This window comes from Shinella sp. WSJ-2, from assembly GCF_003432075.1.
Lineage (GTDB): Bacteria > Pseudomonadota > Alphaproteobacteria > Rhizobiales > Rhizobiaceae > Shinella.
Window position 1 is genome coordinate 59,631 of record NZ_QWBU01000001.1, and the last position, 22,898, is coordinate 82,528.

Here is a 22,898-nt window from a genome sequence, read left to right on the forward strand (position 1 = left end):
GGTCGGCTTTGGCTGTGGGAACGATGCGCCAAAATGCGGCGGAAATCTTAAGAAAGTCTGGTCAGCGCGGCATTTCGGACAGCACGGATGCGGCAACATCCAGCTCCTCGCGGCGCTTTTCGCGACGGTGGAACGCCTCCTCGTCGGTGCCCCAATGCTCGATCTGCCAGTCCTCATCGATATGGGCGAGCGACCAGGCCTCGTCGGCATCGATGATGCCTTCTGCGAAGGCGAGGCCCAGCAGTGCGGAGCCGGTCAGCGTCGTGACGGTATGCACACAGGCGAGCGCCAGCGGGTCGCGCCAGGCGGAAAGTGCGGCGGCATAGGCCTCGATGGCGGGTGCCGGCTGCTCCTGATGCATCACGCCCTCGACGAGGATGAAGCGGATGCCCTTGGCGTCCGCCGCCCAGCGCAGCACCGGATCCCAGCCATCGCGCTGGCGCGCGACGAGACCCTCGGGCGAATCCGCCCGGTAGCAGACCATGTCCGTGCCGGCGAAACGCACGATCTCGTCGAAGACCGCATCGAGATTTTCCGCAACACCGTCAACGGCCGTGTTGACGAGGCGCGTTACCGGCATTTTCGCCGGGTCGATTTCTTTGGCCTGCGCATCCCATTCCGCCTTCAGGCGATCGGCGATCGCCTGGGTCGGCACCGCCAACAGCTTCTTGCCGGGCGTGCGCACCGGGCGGCCGTCAAGCAGGATGCGGAACCCCTCCTCCGCCTTGTCTGTCGAGACCTCTTTATAGAAACGCTTGGGCAGCGGCCGCTTCATCTGGATCTGCGCACGGCGCACCGGATCGGGATCGCTCATGGCATCGGAAAGATCGCTCAGGATGTCACGCATCAGAAAGTCTCCAACCAGTCGAGAAGGTCTGCGGGCGTGCGCAGGATGTGATCCGCGCCGGCCGCGACCAGTTCGGGCACGCTGGCATAGCCCCAGGAAACGCCGATGGCTTTCGCCCCGGCCGCCTTCGCCATCTGCATATCGTAAATCGCATCGCCGATGACAACCGTGCGGGCCGCATCGATACCAGCCTCGCTGCAGCATTCCGTCACCATGGCAGGGTGCGGCTTGGACGGGCAATCGTCCGCCGTGCGCGAAACGAAGAAGGTTTTTTCGAAACCATGGGCGGCGCGGATGAGATCGAGGCCGCGACGGGATTTGCCCGTGACGGCGCCGATCAGCAGGTCGTCCTGGCGCTCCAGCTGCGCCATCATCTCGGCGATGCCGGCAAACAGCGGCTCCTGGAAGCCGGGCTCGGCGCGCACGCCGGTATAGGTAGCCTTGTAATGCGCCGTCATCGCCAGCGCTTCCTCATCGACATGCGGCTTGCCCTGCATGCGGGCAATGGCGATGTCGAGCGTCAGGCCAATGATCGCCTTGGTTTCCGAAATATCCGGCCTTGCATGGCCGAAATCGACGAAGGTGCGGGCCATGACCTCATGGATCAGCCGCGCGCTGTCGACCAGCGTGCCGTCACAATCGAAAAGTGCAAGCCGCATCAGTCTTCCTCGTCGCCGGCGGTCTGGTCGAAGCCGAAGAGGTTCCAGGTCTGGACCATATGCGGCGGCAGCGGCGCGGTCACGCGCAGGCGCCCGCCATTGGGGTGCGGAATGTCGATGCGGCGGGCATGGAGATGCAGGCGGTTCTGCACGCCACCCGGAAAGGCCCAGTTGAGGTCGGCCTCGAAATATTTCGGATCGCCGATAATCGGGTGACCGATATGCGCGGCGTGCACGCGCAGCTGATGGGTACGGCCGGTATAGGGCTCCATCTCCAGCCACGCATAGTTCTGCGCGGCCTGCTCGATGATCCGGTAGAAGGAAACCGCGTGATCGGCGCCGTCCTCGCCGTGCTTGGCGATGCGCATGCGGTCGCCATCCGGCGTCTGCTCCTTCACCAGCCAGGTCGAGATCTTGTCCTCACGCTTCTTCGGCACGCCCATCACCAGCGACCAGTAGGTCTTCTTGGTGTCGCGCTCGCGGAAGGCGGCGGTCAGCTTCTGCGCTGCGCCGCGCGTGCGGGCGATGACCAGCACGCCCGACGTATCGCGGTCGAGCCGATGCACGAGGCGCGGCTTCTCGCCCTTCGGGCTGGTCCAGGCTTCGAGCATCTGGTCGATATGGCGGTTGACGCCCGAACCGCCCTGGACGGCGATGCCGGCGGGCTTGTTGAGCACGATGACCTTCTCGTCCTCATGCAGCAGCATCCGGGAAAGCAGTTCGTGATCGGAGGAATGCTTCAGCTCGCGGCCGGCGATCGGCCCGGCCTTCTTGGCATCGACCTCCATCGGAGGGATGCGGATCATCTGTCCCGGCTGCACGCGGGTGTCGCTCTTGACGCGACCGCCATCGATGCGCACCTGGCCGGAGCGCAGCAATTTCTGGAGCGGGCCGAAGCCGAGGCCCGGATAATGAACCTTGAACCACCGGTCGAGGCGCATGCCCGCTTCGTCGCTCTCTACCTGCTTGTGTTCGATGCCTGCCATGTCAGCCTTCTTTCGTTGCGCCGTGCTTTAGCGCAAGAAGCGGCGGAGGGGAACAGTCTTAGAACGCGCGGAAGGTCAGCGTGGTCAGCGAACGTACGATGCCGGGGATGGAGGCGACGTGGTCGTTGATGAATTTGCCGATATCCTCTTCGCTATCGACATAGACCTTAAGGAGCAGATCGTATTCGCCGCTGGTCGAATAAAGCTCCGAAATGAGTTCCGTAGCGTAAAGTGCATCCGCGACTTCGTAGGTCTTGCCTGGAGCACATTGCAATTGCACGAAAATCGGCTTCATCGGTCCTCCCGCACCATCGGCGGCATCTGCTTCAGCCGCCCGATTCCGGCGGCATTTCCACCCTCTTATGACGGAAATTGCGTCGAAAAGGCAAGTCCGACCGAAATTCGCACAGATCGTTAAAAGTCGATGAAAATGCAACCGTCGCGTTTTACAGACGCGAAAGGCGCAAATGATAAATTGCACGTAGCTGAACCAACTCTCGTTGAACGCCATGACTCAGATCGTGACAGTTTCGCCCGCCACCGCCGCCTATGCCGCCCAGGGCATGAAGATGCAGACCCGCGCGAACACGCTGTTCGAGCAGCGCATTCACACCTGGAGCGAGGACGCGAAGATCCATGGGGATGCGCGCACCGTCGCGGTGCTCAACGTCATCCAGCCGCCGGCGCTCGCGCTCGCCCTCATCACCGCACCCGGCAGGTCACCGCAGGTGACGGTCGCGGAGGCGCAACGCCTCTACGACGAGAATGGCACTGCCGTTCAACAGGAAGCCGAACCCGCCTGATCCTCCCCTCAAAGAACCCTCAAAGAACTACAGCCGTCCTCCAACCGACTAAGGCCCCTCATGGGGCCTTTTCTTTGCCCCTTTCCCTGAACGACAAAAATGTGCTCGGTAGCGACGCCACCTCTTGCCAAAACATGGGCAAGGCCGTTATCTGGAGCCAACCTCGCTGGGAGAAACCGGCCGCCTTGAGACAGGGCAGCGCCGGTGCCGAAGGAGCAACCGCCCCGGAAACTCTCAGGCAAAAGGACCAGCAAGGTGCCGTCAGAACTCTGGAGAGAAGCGCGAAAGCGCTCGCCGAAGGGATAACAATCTCAGGCGAAGGGACAGAGGGGGCTCAGGAGAACGGCGCAGCTGCGCCGGATTGTGAGCCGGCGCCCCTGAACTGGGCGCCAAGGGACTGGAGGGCGCCTTTTGGACGGATCGTCTGAACTCAAGAAAACACCGCTTCACGCGCTGAACGTATCGCTCGGCGGTCGCATGGTGCCGTTTGCTGGCTATGAGATGCCGGTGCAGTACACCGCCGGCGTGATGAAGGAACATCTGCACACCCGCGCCGCCGCCGGCCTGTTCGACGTCTCGCATATGGGTCAGGTCACCGTGCGCGCCCGCTCCGGCGACAATGCGGACGCCGCCCGCGCGCTGGAAACACTGGTGCCGGTGGATGTCGTCGACCTCGGCGAAGGCCGCCAGCGCTATGCGCTCTTCACCAACGATGAAGGCGGCATCCTCGACGACCTGATGATCGCCAACCGCGGCGATCACTTCTATGTCGTCGTCAACGCCGCCTGCAAGGATCAGGACTTCGCCCATATGCAGGCGAAGATCGGCGATGTCTGCGAACTGACGCTGCATGACGACCGTGCACTGGTTGCCCTTCAGGGACCGCGGGCGGAATCCGTGCTGGCCGAACTCTGGGCCGACGTCTCCTCCATGCGCTTCATGGATGTGCGCGCCTGCGACCTGCACGATGCCGACTGCATCGTCTCTCGCTCCGGCTATACCGGCGAGGACGGGTTCGAGATCTCCATTCCCGCGCATCTCGCCGAAACCGTCTGTCGCCGCCTGCTCGACCATCCGGACGTGCTGCCGATCGGTCTTGGCGCCCGCGACTCACTGCGTCTTGAAGCCGGCCTCTGCCTCTATGGCAACGATATCGACACTTGCACCACGCCGGTTGAAGGCGCGCTGGAATGGGCCATCCAGAAGGTTCGCCGCAAGGGTGGCGAGCGCGAAGGCGGCTTTCCGGGCGCCGCTATCATCCTCGACCAGCTTGAAACCGGTGCGGCCCGCCGCCGCGTCGGTCTTCGGGCCGAGGGCCGTGCGCCCGTGCGCGCCGGCGCCGTGCTCGCCACCGATCCCGAGGGCGAAAATGTCGTCGGCACGGTCACCTCGGGTGGTTTCGGCCCCAACATCGATGGCCCTGTCGCCATGGGCTACGTGACCAAGGCGGCGATCGCTCCGGGCACCCAGCTCTATGCCGGCGTGCGCGGCAAATTCCTGCCCGTGACCGTCGCTGCCATGCCCTTCGTCAAGAACACCTTCAAGCGCTGAGATAGGCGCGACTGCCACCCACCCATCGCCAGAGAGGAACAAACATGCTGAAATTCACTGAAGAACACGAGTGGCTGAAGATCGAAGGCGGCGTTGCGACCGTCGGCATCACGGTCCATGCGGCCGAACAGCTCGGCGACCTCGTTTTCGTCGAACTGCCGGAGGTCGGCGCGACGTTCTCGAAGGGCGGCGATGCGGCCACCGTCGAGAGCGTGAAGGCGGCCTCCGACGTCTATTGTCCGCTCGACGGCGAGATCGTCGAAGTCAACGAGGCGATCACCGCCGATCCCTCCCTCGTCAACGGCGATCCGCAGGGCGCCGGCTGGTTCTTCAAGCTGAAGCTTGCCAACGTGGCCGATGCCGACGGCCTGATGGATGAAGCCGCCTACAAGGAGCTTGTCGGCTGATGTCTCTCCCCAAGGACTTTGCCTTTACCGATTACCAGCCCTACGACTTCGCCAACCGTCGCCATATCGGCCCCTCGCCGAAGGAGATGGAGGCCATGCTCAAGGTGATCGGGTATCCGAGCCTCGATGCGTTGATCGACGACACCGTGCCGAAATCGATCCGCCAGGAAAAGCCGCTGGAATGGGGCGCGCCGATGACAGAGCGCGAGGCGCTCGACAAGCTGCGCGAAACCGCCGGCCGCAACAAAAAGCTCGTCTCGCTGATCGGCCAGGGCTATTACGGCACGATCACACCGCCGGTCATCCAGCGCACCATCCTGGAGAACCCCGCCTGGTACACGGCCTATACGCCCTACCAGCCGGAAATCAGCCAGGGCCGCCTCGAAGCGCTGCTCAACTACCAGACGATGGTCTGCGACCTGACAGGCCTCGACGTGGCGAACGCCTCGCTGCTGGACGAGGCAACGGCTGCCGCCGAAGCCATGGCCATGGCGCAGCGTGTCGCAAAGTCCAAGGCGACGACCTTCTTCGTCGACGAGAACTGCCATCCGCAGACCATCGCGCTCCTGAAGACCCGGTCGGAGCCGCTCGGCTGGAGCATCGTCGTCGGCGATCCCTTCACCGAGCTCGACCCGGTCGATGTTTTTGGCGCGATCTTCCAGTATCCCGGCACCTACGGCCATGTGCGCGATTTCACCGGCCTGATCGCCCGTCTGCACCAGACCGGGGCGATTGCCGTCATGGCAGCCGACCCGCTGGCGCTGGCGCTGCTCAAGTCGCCCGGCGACATGAACGCGGATATCGCCATCGGCTGCACCCAGCGCTTTGGCGTGCCGGTCGGCTACGGCGGTCCGCATGCCGCCTATATGGCCGTCAAGGACGCCTATAAGCGCTCCATGCCGGGCCGCCTCGTCGGCGTCTCCATCGATGCGCGCGGCAACCGCGCCTATCGCCTTTCGCTCCAGACGCGTGAACAGCACATCCGCCGCGAAAGGGCCACGTCGAACATCTGCACCGCGCAGGTGCTGCTCGCCGTCATGGCCTCGATGTATGCCGTCTTCCACGGTCCGCAGGGCCTTAAGGCTATCTCGCAGAGCGTGCATCAGAAGACCGTGCGCCTTGCCATGGGTCTTGAAAAGCTCGGCTACACCGTCGAGCCTGAAGTGTTCTTCGACACGATCACCGTCCATGTCGGCAAGCTGCAGGGCATCATCCTGAAGACGGCCGTCGCGGAAGAAGTGAACCTGCGCAAGATCGGCGACGACCGCATCGGCATCAGCCTCGACGAGCGCTCGCGCCCCGTCACGCTGGAAGCCGTCTGGCGCGCCTTCGGCGGCGACTTCGAGGTGGCGGAGTTCGAGCCGGGCTACCGCCTGCCGGAAGACCTGCTGCGCACCAGCGAATACCTGACGCATCCGATCTTCCACATGAACCGCGCAGAAAGCGAGATGACGCGCTACATCCGTCGTCTCTCCGACCGCGACCTCGCGCTCGACCGTTCGATGATCCCGCTTGGCTCCTGCACGATGAAGCTCAACGCGACAGCGGAAATGCTGCCGATCACCTGGCCGGAATTCTCGGAGATCCACCCCTTCGTTCCCGCCGACCAGGCCCAGGGTTATCGCCATCTGATCGAGGACCTGTCGCAGAAACTCTGCGACATCACCGGCTACGATGCCGTCTCCATGCAGCCGAATTCCGGTGCGCAGGGCGAATATGCCGGCCTCCTGACCATCCGCGCCTATCATCTCGCCAATGGCGATACGCATCGCGACGTCTGCCTCATCCCGACCTCCGCACACGGCACCAATCCGGCATCTGCCCAGATGGTCGGCATGAAGGTCGTGGTCGTGAAGGTGTCGGACAATGGCGACATCGACATGGAGGATTTTCGTGCGAAAGCAGAGCAGTATGCGGAAACCCTCTCGTGCTGCATGATCACCTATCCCTCTACGCACGGCGTCTTTGAAGAGAACGTGCGCGAGATTTGTGAGATCGTCCACAAGCACGGCGGCCAAGTCTATATCGACGGCGCCAATATGAACGCCATGGTGGGTCTGGCCCGCCCCGGCGACATCGGCGGCGACGTCAGCCACCTCAACCTGCACAAGACTTTCTGCATCCCGCATGGCGGCGGCGGTCCCGGCATGGGCCCGATCGGCGTCAAGGCGCATCTGGCGCCCTTCCTGCCGGCAAGCCCGACGACCGGCGAAGCCGGCGCGGTTTCGGCCGCGCCCTTCGGCTCCGCCTCCATCCTGCCGATCTCCTGGAGCTACTGCCTGATGATGGGTGGTGCGGGACTGACGCAGGCGACGAAGGTCGCGATCCTCAACGCCAACTACATCGCTGCCCGCCTGAAGGGCGCCTATGACGTGCTCTACAACTCCGCCAAGGGCCGCGTGGCGCATGAATGCATCATCGATACGCGCCCGCTGGTCGACAGTGCCGGCGTGACCGTCGACGACGTCGCCAAGCGCCTCATCGACAGCGGCTTCCACGCCCCGACCATGAGCTGGCCGGTCGCCGGCACGCTGATGATCGAACCGACGGAATCCGAGACCAAGGCGGAACTCGACCGCTTCTGCGATGCGATGCTGTCGATCCGTGAGGAAGCCCGCGCCATCGAGGAAGGCCGAATGGACCGGGTGAACAACCCGCTGAAGAACGCCCCGCACACGGTGGAAGACCTGGTCGGCGAATGGGATCGTCCCTATTCGCGCGAACAGGCTTGCTACCCGCCGGGCGCCTTCCGCGTCGACAAATACTGGTCGCCGGTCAACCGCGTCGACAATGTCTACGGCGACCGCAATCTCGTCTGCTCCTGCCCGCCACTTGAGGACTATGCAGACGCCGCCGAGTAATCGCGGCGCGTAAAAATGCTTGCCCCGGCCGATCCCATCGGCCGGGGCTTTTCATTTTCGGGCAGGGACTGGTTAGGGCGAAACGGCGACGTCCACCCAGAAGCGAGTAAAGCCCACGGCAAAATCGCGGTAGCCGCTCACCGTCGAGGGTTTCACGGCGTAGGCATTGGCGCCGTTCTCGTAAGCCCGGTTGATGTCAACCGTATTCGACGACGACGAAAGCATGATGACAGGCGTCACCGCCGTGCGGGCATCGCCGCGCAGGCGCTTCAAAAGCTCCATGCCATTTGTGCCGGGCATGTTGATATCGAGCAGGATGTAATCAAAGACTTCCGTCGCGAGGCGATCACTTGCCATGTCGGCATCGGTGACATGGGTTATCTCGATGGCACTGCCGGCATCACTGAAGGCACGCATCACGAAGCGCACATCCACCGGATCGTCATCGACGACGATCAGCTTCCTAGCCAAGCCTACCACGATCGCTCCCCCTTGACTTTGCGGGTTGCGGAAACGTTACGATGAAGCGTGCGCCCGGACCATAGGTCGTGTCAAGCGCGATCACACCGTTGTGACTTTCAACGATGCGACGCGCCAGTGCCAGACCGACGCCTGTGCCCTGATAAACCGTCTCATCCCTGTGAAGACGCTGAAAAACTTCGAAAATCCGTCCGACGTGCTGGGGGTCTATGCCGATGCCGTCATCCTCCACGATGAGATCGACAGCCTCATCGGTTTCCCGGCAATAGACACGCACAACGGGTGCCTCCTCGGGTTTACGGTATTTCAGCGCGTTGCCGATCAGGTTCTGCGCAAGGCGCTTCAGGAGCTCCTGATCGCCCATGATCTCTGGAAGTGCGGCCACATCGACTTTACCGCCCGCCTCTTGGATATGAGTTTCGAGCAGCACCAGCGCGTCGCGCACTACATCAGACAGACCGACCGGCTTCGGCGTGGCGATGCGATAAGCGATCTGCGAAAATTCGAGCAGGCTGTCGATGATGCGTCGCATGCGCGCGGCGCTTTTGCGCACATGGTCGGCATAGTGCGCCAGTTCGTCATGTTCACCGCGATGCAGATCCTCGGAAATCATCTCAGCAAACATCGAGAGATGTCGCAGCGGCGCTTTCAGATCGTGGGATACCGTAGCGGTAAACTGGTCGAGCGCCTCGTTCTTACGCCGCAACTCGTTCGTCTGAGCTTCCACCTGCTGCTGTTGACGCTTCGACTCGGTAATGTCGCGACCAACACTGACAATCTCTGCGACACCATCGTCGTCAAAGATTGCCACGGCCGTCCAGAACATCCACTCCACCTGACCGTCCCGCCCTTCGACGCAGACCTCGAGCGAACGCACCGGCGCATCGCGCGTGTAGTTTGCGATGTTCATGAGATCAGCCGTCTGCTCGGGCGCGCATGCGACATCCGGCAGGTAGCGGCCGAGCAACTCATCGGTCGTCGAACCGACATGGGCGGCGTATTTGTCGTTGGCAAAGCGGATGGAGAGGTTCCTGTCGAAACGCAGGATCATGTCGGGCAGGATCTGCAGCAGCGAAAGATAGTCGCGGCGCTTCTCCTCCAGCGCCGCTTCCGTACGCTTCAGTTCCGAAATGTCGACGCGCAACGCAACGATGTCGCCGGTCTCTGCGACATGGCTCTCGCCGCGGATCCAGCGATCCTTGCCGAATTCGAAGACGCTGCCGCCGCTGTCCGTCTTGCGGTGGCTTTCCAGACGTTCGCGCACCACCGCTTCGGCCGCGGGCGTGCCCTCCACCACGCCGGGGAACATGCCGGCACGGACGCTGGCGCGCGCAATGCTTTCCAGCGTGGCGCCGACACGCACCGCATCTCGCGCGGCACCGCATCGTTCCTTGTAGGAGCGGTTGAACATGATCAGCCGCTCTTCCTGATCGAATATCGCGAAACCTTCTTTCATCGTGTCGAGCGCCGACGCAATACGTTGGCCGAGCAGGATTTGCTCGCCGTGGCTGCCACCGCTCAGGAGACTGCGCAGGAGAAGCGCATAGCAGGTATTGCCCGTCTCGTCCGGAACGGGGATGACATGGGCGGTCGCCTCGAAGCGCGAGCCGTTATCATGACAAAAGACGAATGGATAGGCGTTCTCGCGACCAGTTGCGGCATGACTGGCCAGCAGCCCAACAACGTCGGTTCCGTCGATAACAGGCGACCCGGAAGGGATCTGGCGGTCCTTGCTCCAGCCGAAGGTTCGTGCCGCCGCATCGTTGTGCGACACGACATGCGCGGTAGCATCGACGATCAGCACGGGAAACGGCAAGTTCTGATAAAGTGCGGCGGCAAAGTCCATCGTCGCGCGCCTCCCGTTGCGACACCGCCGGCATAGCAAGCCGGCGGAGGGAGACTAGGCAAAAGCCTACGCAAAGAAAAGTCGCAAGGAATGGCTATCCCGCGGCGACTGGAAATCAGGCGCGCACCGTCGGTTGGCCCGCCGCGGCGAGTGCCGCTAGGTCGGCGGGCTTCAACTCGACCGATTCGCCACAGCCGCAAGCAGACGTCTGGTTCGGGTTGTGGAAGGTGAAACCGGAACGCAGCGTCGTTACTTCGAAATCCATTTGCGTGCCGAGCAGATAGAGCACCGCCTCCGGCGCGACCCAGACACGGGCGCCGTTTAGCTCGATCAGGTCGTCCTTGCCATTGGGCTCGGTCACGAGATCGACGGAATATTCCATTCCGGCGCAGCCGCCCTTCTTGATGCCGACGCGAATGCCCTTGGCGTCGCCGCCGGCATTGTCGACGATCGCCTTGACGCGGCTTGCGGCCGCATCGGTAAGTGTCATCACTGCAAAGGCCATGGGCCGCATCTCCTTCGACCGGTCGGGTTCAAGGCCCGATGGTTTCCGAATCCAAATTTAGTGTTCCCTCGTTAAGGGATCAATACCAGCCGACGGCGACCTGCGCCTCTTCCGACATGCGGTCCGGCGTCCACGGCGGATCGAAGGTCATCTTGACTTCGACGCCCGAGACGCCTTCCACGGCGCTCACGGCGTTTTCCACCCAGCCCGGCATTTCGCCGGCGACGGGGCAGCCCGGGGCGGTCAGCGTCATGTCGATCTTGACCATGCGGTCGTCTTCGATATCGATCTTGTAGATCAGGCCGAGCTCGAAGATATCGGCCGGGATTTCCGGGTCATAAACGGTCTTCAGCGCGGAAATGATGTCGTCGCTGAGGCGTGCCAGTTCGTCGGCGGGAATGGCCGAATGCACGATGCCGTCGCGGACATCCACCTTCTCTTGGGTTGCATCGAGGGACATGGTTCACCTCCTCAGGCGAAAAACTTGCGGGCGTGGTCGAGCGCGTCGGCCAAGGCATCGACTTCGGCGCGCGTGTTGTAGAGGCCGAACGATGCCCGGCATGTGGAGGTGACGCCGAAGCGTTTCAAGAGCGGCTGCGCGCAATGGGTGCCTGCACGCACCGCGACCCCTGCCCGGTCGATGACCATCGATACGTCATGGGCATGGATACCTTCCAGCTCGAAGGAGAAGATCGAGCCCTTGCCCGGCGCCGTGCCGAAAATCTTCAGCGAATTGATCGAAGACAGCCGCTCATGGGCATAGTCGCGTAGATCGGACTCGTGGGCCGAGATCGCCGCACGGCCGATCTTTTCCATGTAGTCGAGCGCATGACCAAGGCCGATCGCCTGCACGATCGGCGGCGTGCCGGCCTCGAAACGGTGCGGCGGATCGTTGTAGGTGACGACATCCTCCGTGACCTCAACGATCATCTCGCCGCCGCCCTGGAAAGGACGCATCTCCTTCAGGCGATCCATCTTGCCGTAGAGCACGCCGATGCCCGAGGGGCCATAGAGCTTGTGGCCGGTCATCACGTACCAGTCGCAATCGATATCGCGCACGTCGACGGGCATGTGCACGGCGCCCTGCGAGCCATCGACCAGAACCGGAATGCCACGCTCACGGGCGATGCGGCAGACTTCCTTGACCGGCACGATGGTGCCGAGCGCATTCGACATATGCGTGATGGCGATGAGCTTGGTGCGCTCGGTGAGGCACTTCTCGAACTCTTCGATGTGGAACGCGCCCGTCTCGTCCACCGGCGCCCAGACCAGCTTGGCGCCCTGCCGCTCGCGGATGAAATGCCACGGCACGATGTTGGAGTGGTGCTCCATGATCGACAGCACGATCTCGTCGCCCTCGCCCAGCGTCGGCATGCCGTAACCGTAAGCAACGGTGTTGATCGCCTCGGTGGAAGACTTTGTGAAGATGATCTCGTCGACCGAGGAAGCGTTCAGGAAACGGCGCACCTTTTCGCGCGCCGCCTCATAGGCATCGGTCGCAGCATTCGACAGGAAGTGAAGGCCGCGATGCACATTGGCATATTCGTTGGAATAGGCATGCGCGATCGCGTCGATCACCGACTGCGGCTTCTGCGCCGAGGCGCCATTGTCGAGATAGACCAGCGGCTTGCCATAGACCGTCTTCGACAGGATCGGGAAATCCTTGCGGATCGCCTCGACGTCATAGGCCTTTGCGGGAGCGTGTTCCATCTCGGTAGTCCTTTATCAGGCGTGCTTTTCCAGCCAGGCGGCGATGACGCCTTCCAGCGCCTCGACCAGCGGCTCGTCTTCCAGTTCCTCGACGATCTCGGCGACGAAGGCGTTGACCAGCATGGCGCGCGCCTTGTTTTCCGGAATGCCGCGCGCCATCAGATAGAAGAGCTGGACATGGTCGATGTCGATCACGGTCGCGCCATGGCCGCACTGCACGTCGTCGGCGAAGATTTCCAGCTCCGGCTTGGCGGAGAAGTCGGCTTCGTCGGACAGAAGCAGCGTGTTGCACGACATCTTGGCGTCGGTCTTCTGGGCATCCGGAGCGACCCGGATTTGGCCCTGGAAGACGCCGCGCGCGCGATCGAAGATCACGTTGCGGATAACTTCCGTCGAGGTCGTGTTCGGCACGTCATGACCGACCGTGAAGGTCACGTCATTGTGCGTCTCGCCGCCCAGCAGGTTGATGCCGCGCAGCTTCAGGTCCGCACCCTCGCCTGCGACGACGACATGGATTTCCTGCCGCACGAGCTTGCCGCCGGCATTGATCACATAGAGACGCAGCTGCGCATCGGCGCCGAGCGTGATGCGGATCTGGCCGAGATGCGTATCGGCTGCACCCTGCGTCTGCAGAATGACCCAGGTGATGTCGGCACCATCGCCCAGCGCGATATCGCTGATCGAGGTGACGAGAGCGGCAGTCTCACCGACGGCCGTGTGGCGCTCGATGAGCGTGCCCTTGGTGTTCGCACCAAAAGCGACCGGGAAGCGCGTATGCGTCTGGCCGGCATTCTGCACCGTCTGGATTTCCAGCGGGGCTGCGAGTTCCGTGCCGGCAGCGATGTCGAGCACGAAACCGTCGCGCACGAACGAGCCGTTGATGCGACCGATCGCATCGTCACCGTCGCGAGCGGCAAGACCCTCGGCGGCGGTGCCATCGGCCAGCGCATCCTTGAAGGTGCGGACCGTCACGCCCTCGACCGTCGCGCGGGCATCGGCAAGGCCGTTGACGACCGACAGAACCGTCGATCCCTCGACCAGCGGGCTGGTCTTGGCGGCGGAGGCGGCCGGATCGAAGGCCGGCACGGCGCGCAGCAGCGCCTTGAGGTCGGTATAGTGCCAGGCCTCGACGCGGCGCGTCGGCAGGCCGGCATCCTTGAAATCGCTGATCAGCGTGTCGCGCGCGGCAAGCACCGCGCCGTCGCCCGGCAGATCGCCGATGGCGTGGTCATAGGCTTCGCAGAGCGCAGTCTCGGCGACCGAGAGCTTCATGCCTGTCTGCATGTTCATGAGATTACTCCTTCACGATGCTTCAGGCAGCAGCGGCACCGATGATGTCGGCATAGCCGTTGGCTTCCAGCTCATGCGCCAGCGTCTTGTCGCCGGACTTGATGACCTGGCCCTTGTAGAGGACGTGGACGGTGTCCGGCACGATATAGTCGAGCAGGCGCTGGTAGTGGGTGATGACGATGACGGCGCGATCGGGCGAACGCAGCGCGTTCACACCGTCGGCGACGATCTTCAGCGCATCGATGTCGAGGCCGGAATCGGTCTCGTCGAGAACGCAGAGCTTCGGCTCGAGCAGCGACATCTGCAGGATTTCGGCGCGCTTCTTCTCACCGCCGGAGAAACCGACATTCAGCGGACGGCGCAGCATTTCCGGCGCGATCTTCAGTTCGGCCGAGGCTTCCTTGACGCGGCGCATGAAGTCCGGCGTCGTCAGTTCGGCTTCGCCGCGCGCCTTGCGTTGCTCGTTCATCGCGACCTTGAGGAACTGCATGGTGGCGACGCCCGGAATTTCGACCGGATACTGGAAGGCGAGGAAAATGCCCTTGGCGGCGCGCTCGGCCGGGTCGAGTTCCAGAATGCTCTCGCCGTTGTAGAGGATTTCGCCCTCGGTGACTTCATAGTCCTCGCGGCCCGACAGGATGTAGGAGAGCGTCGACTTGCCGGAGCCGTTCGGGCCCATGATGGCGGCGACTTCGCCGGCTTTTACGGTGAGGTTCAGGCCACGGATGATCTCGGTGCCGTCTTCGGCGATACGAGCGTGCAGATTCTTGATTTCCAGCATGGTGTCTTGGTCCTGCGTTCAGAGCGCCCAAACGCTCTCGTCTTCGTTTCAGAAGCCGAGGAAGAAATGGACCACCGGAGCATCATGGCAGCAACGCCATCGAGGCTGAGCCCCACCACCGTGCGTATGACCACGTTCCAAACGTTAGGCACACGCTGCCAGTCCACCGCAAACCACGGCGTAATACGTCAGATTGGCCGGATCCATGTCGTTGCCTCCAAATGAGCATCCGCACTTGCGAATACAACGCGTAAGCAGCGTATTTCATTTGGACGCCGACCGTCCGACCACCCGGCGGCAAACCGCCAGGCTTTTCAGTCCAGGGAACCGATCGAAGAAGCATCACCGGGCACGAATGCCTGCGTCACTTCGATGGCTCCAACAATATGGCGGTTGAACTCTTCCAGTTCCTCCGCCGGCACCCAAAGCTCTTCATGCTCGCGACCGCCAACCACCTGCTTCTCAAAGCGTGCGACATAAGCAGCATCGACATCGAAGCGCGTCACATAGCCGTGCCGCGATCCGACTTTGGTATTCCAGTCACGCGCGATCTGCGCCGCATAACCTTCATTGGTCACCGGGTAGAAGATCGGTTGATCCGGCAGACGAGGCGGAAAACCCTTCCATTCCGCCGCCTCGATCAGCTTCAACTCCTCAAGCCCGACCGGCCGGAAAAGCGTTATGGTACGCGCAGACGGCATCAGCCGACCGAACCTTCCAGCGAGATGCCGATCAGCTTCTGCGCCTCGACGGCGAATTCCATCGGCAGTTCCTGGATGACTTCCTTGACGAAGCCGTTGACGATGAGGGCGATGGCCGCTTCCGTCGGGATGCCGCGCTGCAGGCAATAGAACAGCTGGTCTTCCGAGATCTTCGAGGTGGTCGCCTCGTGCTCGAAATGGGCCGTTGCGTTCTTCGCCTCGATATAGGGCACGGTATGCGCGCCGCATTTGTCACCGATCAGGAGCGAGTCGCACTGGGTGAAGTTGCGCGCGTTCTCCGCCTTGCGGTGGGCCGAGACCTGGCCGCGATAGGTGTTGTTGGAGAAGCCGGCGGAAATGCCCTTGGAGACGATGCGGCTCGACGTGTTCTTGCCGAGATGGATCATCTTCGTGCCACTGTCGATCTGCTGATGGCCGTTGGAAACGGCAATCGAGTAGAACTCGCCGCGCGAACCGTCGCCGCGCAGGATGCAGGACGGGTACTTCCAAGTTATCGCGGAGCCGGTCTCGACCTGCGTCCAGGAGATCTTGGAGTTCTTGCCCCGGCAATCGCCACGCTTGGTGACGAAGTTGTAGATGCCGCCTTTGCCGTCCTTGTCGCCCGGATACCAGTTCTGGACCGTGGAATACTTGATCTCGGCATCGTCGAGCGCGACCAGCTCGACGACGGCAGCGTGCAGCTGGTTTTCGTCACGCTGCGGCGCGGTGCAGCCTTCGAGGTAGGACACATAGGCGCCGTCCTCGGCGATGATCAGCGTGCGCTCGAACTGGCCGGTGTTCTTCTCGTTGATACGGAAATAGGTCGACAGTTCCATTGGGCAGCGAACGCCCTTCGGCACGAAGACGAAGGAACCGTCGGTGAAGACCGCGGAATTCAGCGTGGCGTAGTAGTTGTCGGTCGTCGGGACGACGGTGCCGAGATACTTCTTCACCAGTTCGGGATGCTCGCGGATGGCTTCCGAGATCGACATGAAGATCACGCCGGCCTTCTTCAGCTCTTCCTTGAAGGTCGTGACGACCGAAACCGAGTCGAAGACGGCATCGACGGCGATCTTCGAGGTCTGCACGCCGGCCAGGATTTCCTGCTCGCGCAAGGGAATGCCGAGCTTCTCGTACATCTTCAGAAGTTCGGGATCGACCTCGTCGATCGACTTCGGGCCGCTCTGGTTCTTCGGGGCGGCGTAGTAGTAGAGGTCGTTGAAGTCGATCTTCGGATAATCGACACGCGCCCAGGTCGGTTCCTCAAGCGTCAGCCAGCGGCGGTAAGCCTCAAGGCGCCATTCGAGCATCCAGTCGGGTTCGTTCTTCTTGGCCGAGATGAACCGGATGATCTCCTCGGAAAGACCCTTCGGGGCCTTTTCCATTTCGATAGTCGTCTCGAAGCCGTATTTGTACTGGTCGACGTCAATCTGACGGACCTGATCGATCGTTTCCTGCACCGCAGGCATATCGTTCTCCAATCTTGCCGGATCCAAGGTCCGGCAGTTTGTCAACGTGTGGCGGGTCTTCCGCCGGTTATGTAAGCGCCAAAGGGGGCTTTTCCCACCTTTTGGCAAGCGAAAACTTGCGTTTTCGCCAGATTTGCCTCAGGCCGCGCGCCGGCGCGACACAACGCGCGAAAACGCAGCCAGAAAACGGTCCACGTCCGCCTGCGTCGAGCCCGCCCCGAGCGAGACGCGAAGCCCACCAAGTGCCGCGTCGAAACCCATCGCAGTGAGCACATGGCTCTGGCCGACCTTGCCCGAGGAGCAGGCCGAACCCGCCGACAGCGCGATGCCTTCGAGATCGAAGGCGATCTGGCCGGTTTCGGATTTCAGGCCGGGCAAGCTGAAGAAGCAGGTATTGGCGACGCGCTCGACATCCGCGCCGTGAATGATCACGTCATTGGTCGCCAGCCGCATGCCGGTTTCGAGACCATCGCGCAGGCCGGCGATCCGGGCATTGCGTTCGGGAAGATCGGCGGCAGCACTGCGAGCGGCAGCGGCAAAGCCGGCAAGAGCAGCCGGGTTTTCAGTGCCGGAGCGATGGCCCTTCTCCTGCCCGCCACCGCGGATCAACGCGGCCGGCATCAGGACCTCGCCGCGCGAGACGAGCGCACCGGCACCCTTCGGGCCACCGAGCTTGTGCGACGAGAGGATCAGAAAATCCGCGTCGAGCGCTTCGATATCGACAGGAACGCGGCCCACGGCCTGCACCGCATCGACAACGAGAAGGCCACCATGGCGACGGATGATCTCGGCGACGGCTTTCACCGGCTGGACGATGCCCGTCTCATTGTTGGCGAGCATAACGGCGACCATCGGCAGGCCCTTGGCCTTGTCGTGATCGTTCAGAAGCGTTTCCAACGCTTCGAGATCGACGAGACCGGTGCGGGTCACGGGAATGGTCGTGACATCCGCGCGCACAAACCGGCCACCCTCGCGGATCGCGGGATGCTCGATTTCGGAGGCATAGAGATGGCCGATGGCGAGCGGCGTGCGCCCCATACGATAATTGGGCGTCAAAGCGAGGTTCGCCGCCTCCGTCGCGCCGCTGGTGAAGATGACATGCGCCGGAGCGGCATTCACGAGCGCGGCAACGTCACGGCGGGCCGCCTCCACCAGCATGCGCAGCGCCCGGCCCTCGCCATGCACGGAGGACGGGTTGCCGACCATATCGAGCGCGGACACAACGGCTTCACGCGCCGCCGGCAACAGTGGTGCCGTGGCGTTCCAGTCCAGATATGTCCGCTCCGTCTTGGCCATTCTTCATCCGTACCCGCGCAATCAAGTTCTATGCGGCGTGCATTTTCCTTGAAATTTCCGTCGGGCTTGCCTTATGACACCAATCGCATGGCGCCAACCGGGCGCCGATACAGTTTCGAATGGTTCTAAACTAGGTTCTAGAAAAGCTGACTGCTTTCGTCAAGACTTCAGTTGACAAGAATCCGTTTTCGGACCCGAGCTTCCGGAGTAAGAATGCCCGAAATCATCTTCAACGGACCCGCCGGTCGCCTTGAAGGCCGTTACCAGCCGTCCAAGCAGAAGAATGCCCCGATCGCCATCGTGCTGCACCCGCACCCGCAGTTCGGCGGCACGATGAACAACCAGATCGTCTACCAGCTCTTCTACATGTTCCAGAAGCGCGGTTTTACGACGCTGCGCTTCAATTTCCGCGGCATCGGCCGCAGCCAGGGCGAATTCGACCATGGCGCGGGCGAACTGTCGGATGCGGCCTCCGCGCTCGACTGGGTGCAGAGCCTGCATCCGGATTCCAAGAGCTGCTGGGTCGCCGGCTATTCCTTCGGCGCCTGGATCGGTATGCAGCTCCTGATGCGCCGCCCCGAGATCGAAGGCTTCATGTCGATCGCGCCGCAGCCGAACATCTACGACTTCTCGTTCCTCGCCCCCTGCCCGTCCTCCGGCCTCATCATCAACGGTGACTCGGACAAGGTGGCCCCGGAGAAGGACGTCAACGGCCTCGTAGAAAAGCTGAAGACCCAGAAGGGCATCCTCATCACGCACAAGACCGTGCCAGGTGCCAACCACTTCTTCAACGGCCAGACGGAAACATTGATGGCGGAATGCGAGGACTACCTCGACCGTCGCCTCGCCGGCGAACTGACGCCGGAACCGGCCGCCAAGCGCATCCGCTGACCGGCAGACAGCCTGAAAACACAAAGCCCGATGGTTACGCCATCGGGTTTTTTTGTGATCAGTTCGCCTGTTTGAAGACTTCGAGCACCACGGCCGGTGCCTCGGCCTCGCGCACGCAGTCGCGCCCTGCATTCTTGGCGGCGTAGAGCGCATCGTCGGCGCGGCGCATGGCAAAACGCAGCGGCTCGTTGCGACCGATTTCCGCAACACCGAAGCTTGCGGTGACACGAACGGTTGACGGCAGGCCGGGAACCGGCGAGACGGAACGCGTCGCCCGCAGCGCATGGGCAAACAACAAAGCAGCTTCCTTGCCGGTGCGCGGCAGGAAAAGCACAAATTCCTCGCCGCCGATACGAGCGACGAGGGCGCCTTCGGGAGCGGTGGCCTTCAGCATCTCTCCAAATGCGCGAATCGCGGCGTCGCCGCCCTGGTGACCGTAGGTATCGTTGACCGATTTGAAGCGGTCCAAGTCGCTGATCAAGATGCTGTGTGGCCCCGATTGCGCCATCAATGCGTCGACGCGATTGTCAAAACCGCGACGATTGAGCAGGCCGGAAAGCGGGTCGACCTCGGCATTGACCTTCTCGTCGGCGACGATTTCCAGCACGAGCACACAGAGCAGCATCAACCCGACGGCGACTATGAGTACGGCGCCCATGCTCTGCGAGACGAGTGCGAACGGGCTGCCGAGATAGTCCTTCGCCGTAGCTCCTGCACCGGCAATCACGGCGGCAAAGCCTTTCAGGATGAAATGCAGGCTGGTGGCGACCAAGAGCACGACAAGCGCCCGATTCACAAAGGACTTCACCGGCGCCCGCCAGGCGGCCCAGGCGCTCATGCCGAGCGCCATCGCAAAGGGTGTCTGATAGGGCAGCGCATGCTGAAGTGTGCCGCGCGGCAGGTCATAGATGAAAGCACCAAGCGCCACGAAGCAGAGGTAGATGCCGGCGAGAACCGTACGATTGGTCTTCAGGCTATAGAGATGACCGATACCGACGCGTAGCATGAACATGCCGGCGAGCATCGAGGCGAAGGCAAGCAGCGCCCAGAGCCTTACCGGCGGAACATAGGCGATGAGGAATTCGAAGATAGCGGACAAGGAAGCGACCGCAAAACTGCCGGCGAACCAGCGGGCGGCAACACGATTGCGGCTCCGGGCGGAGACCGCCAGGAAGAACATGAAGAAACACTGGGCGATCAGAAAATTCACCGCCAGCAGGAAGCCTGCGCCGCTCATTGGCCACCTTACGCACAACACCAAAACCATTCCGCGCGTCACGCCCGGAATGATCTATGACGATGCTAGGGACCGGCAGGAAAAATTGCGTTAACCGGCTACGGCAGATTTCCTCAGCAGGCCGCCCGTCACCGGTGCTTTGACGCCAGTGGTTCCCGGAAATGTCAGCGGCAGACCACGCAGCGAGCGCACGGCCAGATAAGCCCAGGCCTCCGCCTCCATGCTGTCCCCATTGAGATCGACGGCCTCGGCCGCCACGACCTCGGCCCCCTCGATCTGCGCAAGCGCCGCAAGGTCGTCCATGATAACCCGGTTCAACCGCCCGCCGCCGCAGACGACATAGAGCTTCGGCTTTTCCGGCAGATGACGGGCCGAGCGCAGGATCGCGGCGGCAGTGACATGCGCCAGCGTGCGTGCACCATCCTCCAAGCTCGCATCGCGGCCTTCCGGCGGGCGAAAATCGTTACGGTCGAGCGAGCGGCGCACCGGATCAGTGAAGAAGGCATGGCCCAGATAGCGCGCAGCGAGATTAGCATCGACCTGCCCTTCCGAGGCGATCATCCCGCCCTGATCATAGGGAATGCCGGCATGGGCCTCGACCCATTGGTCGATCAGCGTATTGCCCGGCCCGCTGTCGAAGGCGACGATGGTTTCGCCGCCTTGGCCGACGAAGGTGAGGTTGGAAATGCCGCCGATATTCACGAAGACTACGGCCTTGCCTCGGGCGCTGGAAAGGCTTGCGGCGAGCGCGGCGTGATAGACAGGGATGAGCGGCGCGCCCTGCCCGCCATGCACCATGTCGTTGGCGCGCATGTCATAGACAACGTCGATGCCGGTCTCGTCTGCGAGCAGACTGCCGTCACCCAGTTGAACCGTCAGGCCGTCGTTCGGCCGGTGCAGCACCGTCTGGCCGTGAAAGCCGATGACGTCGACGTTGACTGCCTTGAGGTCGTTTTCGGCCAGCAAGGCACGCACGGCTTCGGCGTGGCGCAGGGTCAGTTCCCTTTCGATTTCCCTGAGATTGCCTGGGCGCTCCCTCCGGTCCTTGATGGATTTGGCGGTTTCCAGCGCACCTTGCAGCCGGCGGCGGAAGGCCGCGTCGTAGGAACGCCCAAGCGAGGGGCCGCGCTCCACGATGGCCTCGCCATCCGTGCGCAGCAGCGCGACATCGATACCATCGAGGCTTGTGCCGCTCATCAGACCGATCGCCGTTCGCATTCCCGTCATGCCCTTCGCTCCAGACTCACTTTTGAAGTGATAATGCCCATTAAAGGTGATAAATGCCCGCCCGAAACAATCCCACCAGAGAGACAGGCCATGTCCGAATTCAAATCCGATTTCCTTCGCACGCTCAAAGAGCGCGGCTTCATCCACCAGATTTCCGATGAAACCGGCCTCGACGACCTCCTGGCCAAGGAAACCGTGACGGCCTATATCGGCTTCGATCCGACGGCGCCCAGTCTCCATGCCGGCGGGCTCATCCAGATCATGCTGCTGCACTGGTTCCAGAAGACCGGCCATCGCCCGGTCTCGCTGATGGGCGGCGGCACGGGCATGGTCGGCGACCCCTCGTTCAAGGACGAAGCGCGCCAGCTGATGACGCCGCAGACGATCAACGACAACATTGCAAGCATCAAGAAGGTCTTCGCCAACTACCTGACCTATGGCGAGGGTCCGAAGGACGCGCTGATGATCAACAATGCCGACTGGCTGCTCGGCATCAACTACCTGGAATTCCTGCGCGATGTCGGCCGTCACTTCTCGGTCAACCGGATGCTGTCGTTCGACAGCGTGAAGACTCGCCTCGACCGCGAGCAGTCGCTGTCCTTCCTCGAATTCAATTACATGATCCTGCAGGCCTACGACTTCGTCGAACTCAACAAACGCTACGATGTGCGTCTGCAGATGGGCGGCTCCGACCAGTGGGGCAACATCATCAACGGCATCGACCTCGGCCACCGCATGGGCACGCCGCAGCTGTATGCGCTGACCTCGCCGCTCTTGACCACCTCGTCCGGCGCAAAGATGGGCAAGTCGGTCAATGGCGCCGTCTGGCTCAATCCGGACATGCTCTCGGCCTATGACTTCTGGCAGTACTGGCGCAACACGGAAGACGCCGACGTCTCGCGCTTCCTCAAACTCTACACGACGCTGCCGATGGACGAGATCGCCCGCCTTTCGGCGCTTGGCGGTGCAGAGATCAATGAGGTGAAGAAAATCCTCGCGACCGAAGTGACGGCGGTTCTGCACGGCCGCGCCGCAGCCGAACAGGCCGCCGAGACCGCCCGCAAGACGTTCGAGGAAGGCGCGATCGCCGAAAACCTGCCGTCGGTCGATGTCGCCGCGGGTGAACTGGAGGCTGGCATCGGCCTGCTCTCGCTGATCGTCAAGGCCGGCCTTGCCGCCTCGAACGGCGAAGCCCGCCGCCATGTTCAGGGCGGTGCCGTGCGCATCAACGATACCGCGATCTCCGACGAGCGCCGAATGATCGGCACTGCGGATGTTTCGGCCGACGGCGTCATCAAGCTGTCGCTGGGGAAAAAGAAGCACATCCTCGTGCGTCCCGCCTGAGGCAGAC

22 protein-coding genes and 1 riboswitch are annotated in these 22,898 nt (G+C 62.5%); of the genes, 6 read left to right on the top strand and 16 right to left on the bottom strand.

Annotation, left to right across the window (positions count from 1 at the left end):
* Positions 1–61: 61 nt before the first annotated feature.
* The 4 genes from D0Y60_RS00345 to D0Y60_RS00360 are packed head-to-tail and all read right to left on the bottom strand — an operon-like array spanning position 62 to position 2,787.
* A complete protein-coding gene (locus tag D0Y60_RS00345; RefSeq protein ID WP_117366157.1) occupies positions 62–847 on the bottom strand; it encodes an ATP12 family chaperone protein in 786 nt (261 codons plus the stop codon).
* A complete protein-coding gene (locus tag D0Y60_RS00350; RefSeq protein WP_117366158.1) occupies positions 847–1,506 on the bottom strand; it encodes an HAD-IA family hydrolase in 660 nt (219 codons plus the stop codon). Before D0Y60_RS00350 ends, D0Y60_RS00345 begins: the two co-directional genes overlap by 1 nt.
* Positions 1,506–2,492 (bottom strand): RluA family pseudouridine synthase, encoded by a 987-nt coding sequence (locus D0Y60_RS00355; protein ID WP_117366159.1) that lies wholly within the window; start codon positions 2,490–2,492, stop codon positions 1,506–1,508. Before D0Y60_RS00355 ends, D0Y60_RS00350 begins: the two co-directional genes overlap by 1 nt.
* Before the next feature lie 58 nt (positions 2,493–2,550).
* Positions 2,551–2,787, bottom strand: coding sequence for an Lrp/AsnC ligand binding domain-containing protein (locus D0Y60_RS00360; RefSeq protein WP_117366160.1), 237 nt, complete (start codon positions 2,785–2,787; stop codon positions 2,551–2,553).
* Between the two features lie 226 nt (positions 2,788–3,013).
* Between D0Y60_RS00360 and D0Y60_RS00365 the strand changes: the two genes are divergently transcribed.
* From D0Y60_RS00365 to gcvP, 4 genes are all read left to right on the top strand, one after another.
* Positions 3,014–3,295 carry a hypothetical protein gene (locus D0Y60_RS00365; RefSeq protein ID WP_147324476.1) on the top strand — a complete coding sequence of 94 codons (282 nt, stop codon included), beginning with the start codon at positions 3,014–3,016 and terminating at the stop codon, positions 3,293–3,295.
* A 157-nt stretch (positions 3,296–3,452) separates the two neighbouring features.
* Positions 3,453–3,555: riboswitch (glycine riboswitch) on the top strand.
* Between the two features lie 151 nt (positions 3,556–3,706).
* Positions 3,707–4,846, top strand: a complete 1,140-nt coding sequence (gene gcvT / locus D0Y60_RS00370) for a glycine cleavage system aminomethyltransferase GcvT (protein ID WP_117366162.1) — start codon at positions 3,707–3,709, stop codon at positions 4,844–4,846.
* Between the two features lie 44 nt (positions 4,847–4,890).
* Positions 4,891–5,253: a glycine cleavage system protein GcvH gene (gene gcvH / locus D0Y60_RS00375; RefSeq protein WP_117366163.1), complete on the top strand. Its 363-nt coding sequence runs from the start codon at positions 4,891–4,893 to the stop codon at positions 5,251–5,253.
* Positions 5,253–8,114, top strand: coding sequence for an aminomethyl-transferring glycine dehydrogenase (gene gcvP / locus D0Y60_RS00380; RefSeq protein WP_117366164.1), 2,862 nt, complete (start codon positions 5,253–5,255; stop codon positions 8,112–8,114). The genes gcvH and gcvP overlap by 1 nt, the downstream gene beginning before the upstream one ends.
* Before the next feature lie 72 nt (positions 8,115–8,186).
* On the opposite strand, the gene D0Y60_RS00385 is transcribed toward gcvP, so the two are convergent.
* The 10 genes from D0Y60_RS00385 to D0Y60_RS00430 all read right to left on the bottom strand — a co-directional run bounded on the left by D0Y60_RS00385 (position 8,187) and on the right by D0Y60_RS00430 (position 18,192).
* The gene (locus D0Y60_RS00385) at positions 8,187–8,594 is read right to left on the bottom strand and encodes a response regulator (RefSeq protein WP_147324477.1); all 408 of its coding nucleotides are present in this window, start codon (positions 8,592–8,594) and stop codon (positions 8,187–8,189) included.
* A complete protein-coding gene (locus tag D0Y60_RS00390; protein WP_117366166.1) occupies positions 8,578–10,440 on the bottom strand; it encodes an ATP-binding protein in 1,863 nt (620 codons plus the stop codon). Before D0Y60_RS00390 ends, D0Y60_RS00385 begins: the two co-directional genes overlap by 17 nt.
* A gap of 115 nt (positions 10,441–10,555) precedes the next feature.
* Positions 10,556–10,945, bottom strand: a complete 390-nt coding sequence (gene sufA / locus D0Y60_RS00395) for a Fe-S cluster assembly scaffold SufA (protein ID WP_117366167.1) — start codon at positions 10,943–10,945, stop codon at positions 10,556–10,558.
* Between the two features lie 79 nt (positions 10,946–11,024).
* Entirely contained in the window at positions 11,025–11,405 is a 381-nt protein-coding gene (locus D0Y60_RS00400) for an SUF system Fe-S cluster assembly protein (RefSeq protein ID WP_117366168.1), read from the bottom strand.
* A gap of 11 nt (positions 11,406–11,416) precedes the next feature.
* On the bottom strand, positions 11,417–12,655 hold the full coding sequence (locus tag D0Y60_RS00405) for a cysteine desulfurase (protein WP_117366169.1): 1,239 nt from the start codon (positions 12,653–12,655) through the stop codon (positions 11,417–11,419).
* A 15-nt stretch (positions 12,656–12,670) separates the two neighbouring features.
* Positions 12,671–13,945: a Fe-S cluster assembly protein SufD gene (sufD, locus tag D0Y60_RS00410; protein ID WP_117366170.1), complete on the bottom strand. Its 1,275-nt coding sequence runs from the start codon at positions 13,943–13,945 to the stop codon at positions 12,671–12,673.
* Positions 13,946–13,967: 22 nt separating this feature from the next.
* Positions 13,968–14,726: a Fe-S cluster assembly ATPase SufC gene (gene sufC / locus D0Y60_RS00415; RefSeq protein ID WP_117366171.1), complete on the bottom strand. Its 759-nt coding sequence runs from the start codon at positions 14,724–14,726 to the stop codon at positions 13,968–13,970.
* 314 nt (positions 14,727–15,040) lie between these two features.
* A complete protein-coding gene (locus D0Y60_RS00420; RefSeq protein WP_117366172.1) occupies positions 15,041–15,427 on the bottom strand; it encodes a hypothetical protein in 387 nt (128 codons plus the stop codon).
* Complete coding sequence (gene sufB / locus D0Y60_RS00425; RefSeq protein WP_117366173.1) at positions 15,427–16,896, bottom strand: Fe-S cluster assembly protein SufB; 1,470 nt, start codon at positions 16,894–16,896, stop codon at positions 15,427–15,429. Before sufB ends, D0Y60_RS00420 begins: the two co-directional genes overlap by 1 nt.
* Positions 16,897–17,034: 138 nt before the next feature.
* Positions 17,035–18,192 (bottom strand): cysteine desulfurase family protein, encoded by a 1,158-nt coding sequence (locus tag D0Y60_RS00430; protein ID WP_117366174.1) that lies wholly within the window; start codon positions 18,190–18,192, stop codon positions 17,035–17,037.
* A 213-nt stretch (positions 18,193–18,405) separates the two neighbouring features.
* On the opposite strand from D0Y60_RS00430, the gene D0Y60_RS00435 reads away from it, so the two are divergent.
* Positions 18,406–19,083: an alpha/beta hydrolase gene (locus D0Y60_RS00435; RefSeq protein ID WP_117366175.1), complete on the top strand. Its 678-nt coding sequence runs from the start codon at positions 18,406–18,408 to the stop codon at positions 19,081–19,083.
* Positions 19,084–19,141: 58 nt separating this feature from the next.
* On the opposite strand, the gene D0Y60_RS00440 is transcribed toward D0Y60_RS00435, so the two are convergent.
* Complete coding sequence (locus tag D0Y60_RS00440; protein ID WP_117366176.1) at positions 19,142–20,320, bottom strand: GGDEF domain-containing protein; 1,179 nt, start codon at positions 20,318–20,320, stop codon at positions 19,142–19,144.
* A gap of 90 nt (positions 20,321–20,410) precedes the next feature.
* On the bottom strand, positions 20,411–21,547 hold the full coding sequence (locus D0Y60_RS00445) for an anhydro-N-acetylmuramic acid kinase (protein ID WP_117366177.1): 1,137 nt from the start codon (positions 21,545–21,547) through the stop codon (positions 20,411–20,413).
* A 90-nt stretch (positions 21,548–21,637) separates the two neighbouring features.
* Between D0Y60_RS00445 and tyrS the strand changes: the two genes are divergently transcribed.
* On the top strand, positions 21,638–22,891 hold the full coding sequence (gene tyrS / locus D0Y60_RS00450) for a tyrosine--tRNA ligase (RefSeq protein WP_117366178.1): 1,254 nt from the start codon (positions 21,638–21,640) through the stop codon (positions 22,889–22,891).
* Positions 22,892–22,898: the final 7 nt, after the last annotated feature.

Coding starts and splice junctions, on each gene's coding strand:
- D0Y60_RS00405 (WP_117366169.1), bottom strand. CDS start 12,655: ATGGAACACGCTCCCGCAAAGGCCTATGACGTCGAGGCGATCCGCAAG.
- D0Y60_RS00440 (WP_117366176.1), bottom strand. CDS start 20,320: ATGAGCGGCGCAGGCTTCCTGCTGGCGGTGAATTTTCTGATCGCCCAG.
- sufB (WP_117366173.1), bottom strand. CDS start 16,896: ATGCCTGCGGTGCAGGAAACGATCGATCAGGTCCGTCAGATTGACGTC.
- D0Y60_RS00355 (WP_117366159.1), bottom strand. CDS start 2,492: ATGGCAGGCATCGAACACAAGCAGGTAGAGAGCGACGAAGCGGGCATG.
- D0Y60_RS00435 (WP_117366175.1), top strand. CDS start 18,406: ATGCCCGAAATCATCTTCAACGGACCCGCCGGTCGCCTTGAAGGCCGT.
- sufD (WP_117366170.1), bottom strand. CDS start 13,945: ATGAACATGCAGACAGGCATGAAGCTCTCGGTCGCCGAGACTGCGCTC.
- D0Y60_RS00445 (WP_117366177.1), bottom strand. CDS start 21,547: ATGACGGGAATGCGAACGGCGATCGGTCTGATGAGCGGCACAAGCCTC.
- D0Y60_RS00420 (WP_117366172.1), bottom strand. CDS start 15,427: ATGCCGTCTGCGCGTACCATAACGCTTTTCCGGCCGGTCGGGCTTGAG.
- tyrS (WP_117366178.1), top strand. CDS start 21,638: ATGTCCGAATTCAAATCCGATTTCCTTCGCACGCTCAAAGAGCGCGGC.
- D0Y60_RS00360 (WP_117366160.1), bottom strand. CDS start 2,787: ATGAAGCCGATTTTCGTGCAATTGCAATGTGCTCCAGGCAAGACCTAC.
- D0Y60_RS00430 (WP_117366174.1), bottom strand. CDS start 18,192: ATGGCCAAGACGGAGCGGACATATCTGGACTGGAACGCCACGGCACCA.
- gcvP (WP_117366164.1), top strand. CDS start 5,253: ATGTCTCTCCCCAAGGACTTTGCCTTTACCGATTACCAGCCCTACGAC.
- D0Y60_RS00350 (WP_117366158.1), bottom strand. CDS start 1,506: ATGCGGCTTGCACTTTTCGATTGTGACGGCACGCTGGTCGACAGCGCG.
- D0Y60_RS00400 (WP_117366168.1), bottom strand. CDS start 11,405: ATGTCCCTCGATGCAACCCAAGAGAAGGTGGATGTCCGCGACGGCATC.
- D0Y60_RS00345 (WP_117366157.1), bottom strand. CDS start 847: ATGCGTGACATCCTGAGCGATCTTTCCGATGCCATGAGCGATCCCGAT.
- D0Y60_RS00390 (WP_117366166.1), bottom strand. CDS start 10,440: ATGGACTTTGCCGCCGCACTTTATCAGAACTTGCCGTTTCCCGTGCTG.
- sufA (WP_117366167.1), bottom strand. CDS start 10,945: ATGGCCTTTGCAGTGATGACACTTACCGATGCGGCCGCAAGCCGCGTC.
- sufC (WP_117366171.1), bottom strand. CDS start 14,726: ATGCTGGAAATCAAGAATCTGCACGCTCGTATCGCCGAAGACGGCACC.
- gcvH (WP_117366163.1), top strand. CDS start 4,891: ATGCTGAAATTCACTGAAGAACACGAGTGGCTGAAGATCGAAGGCGGC.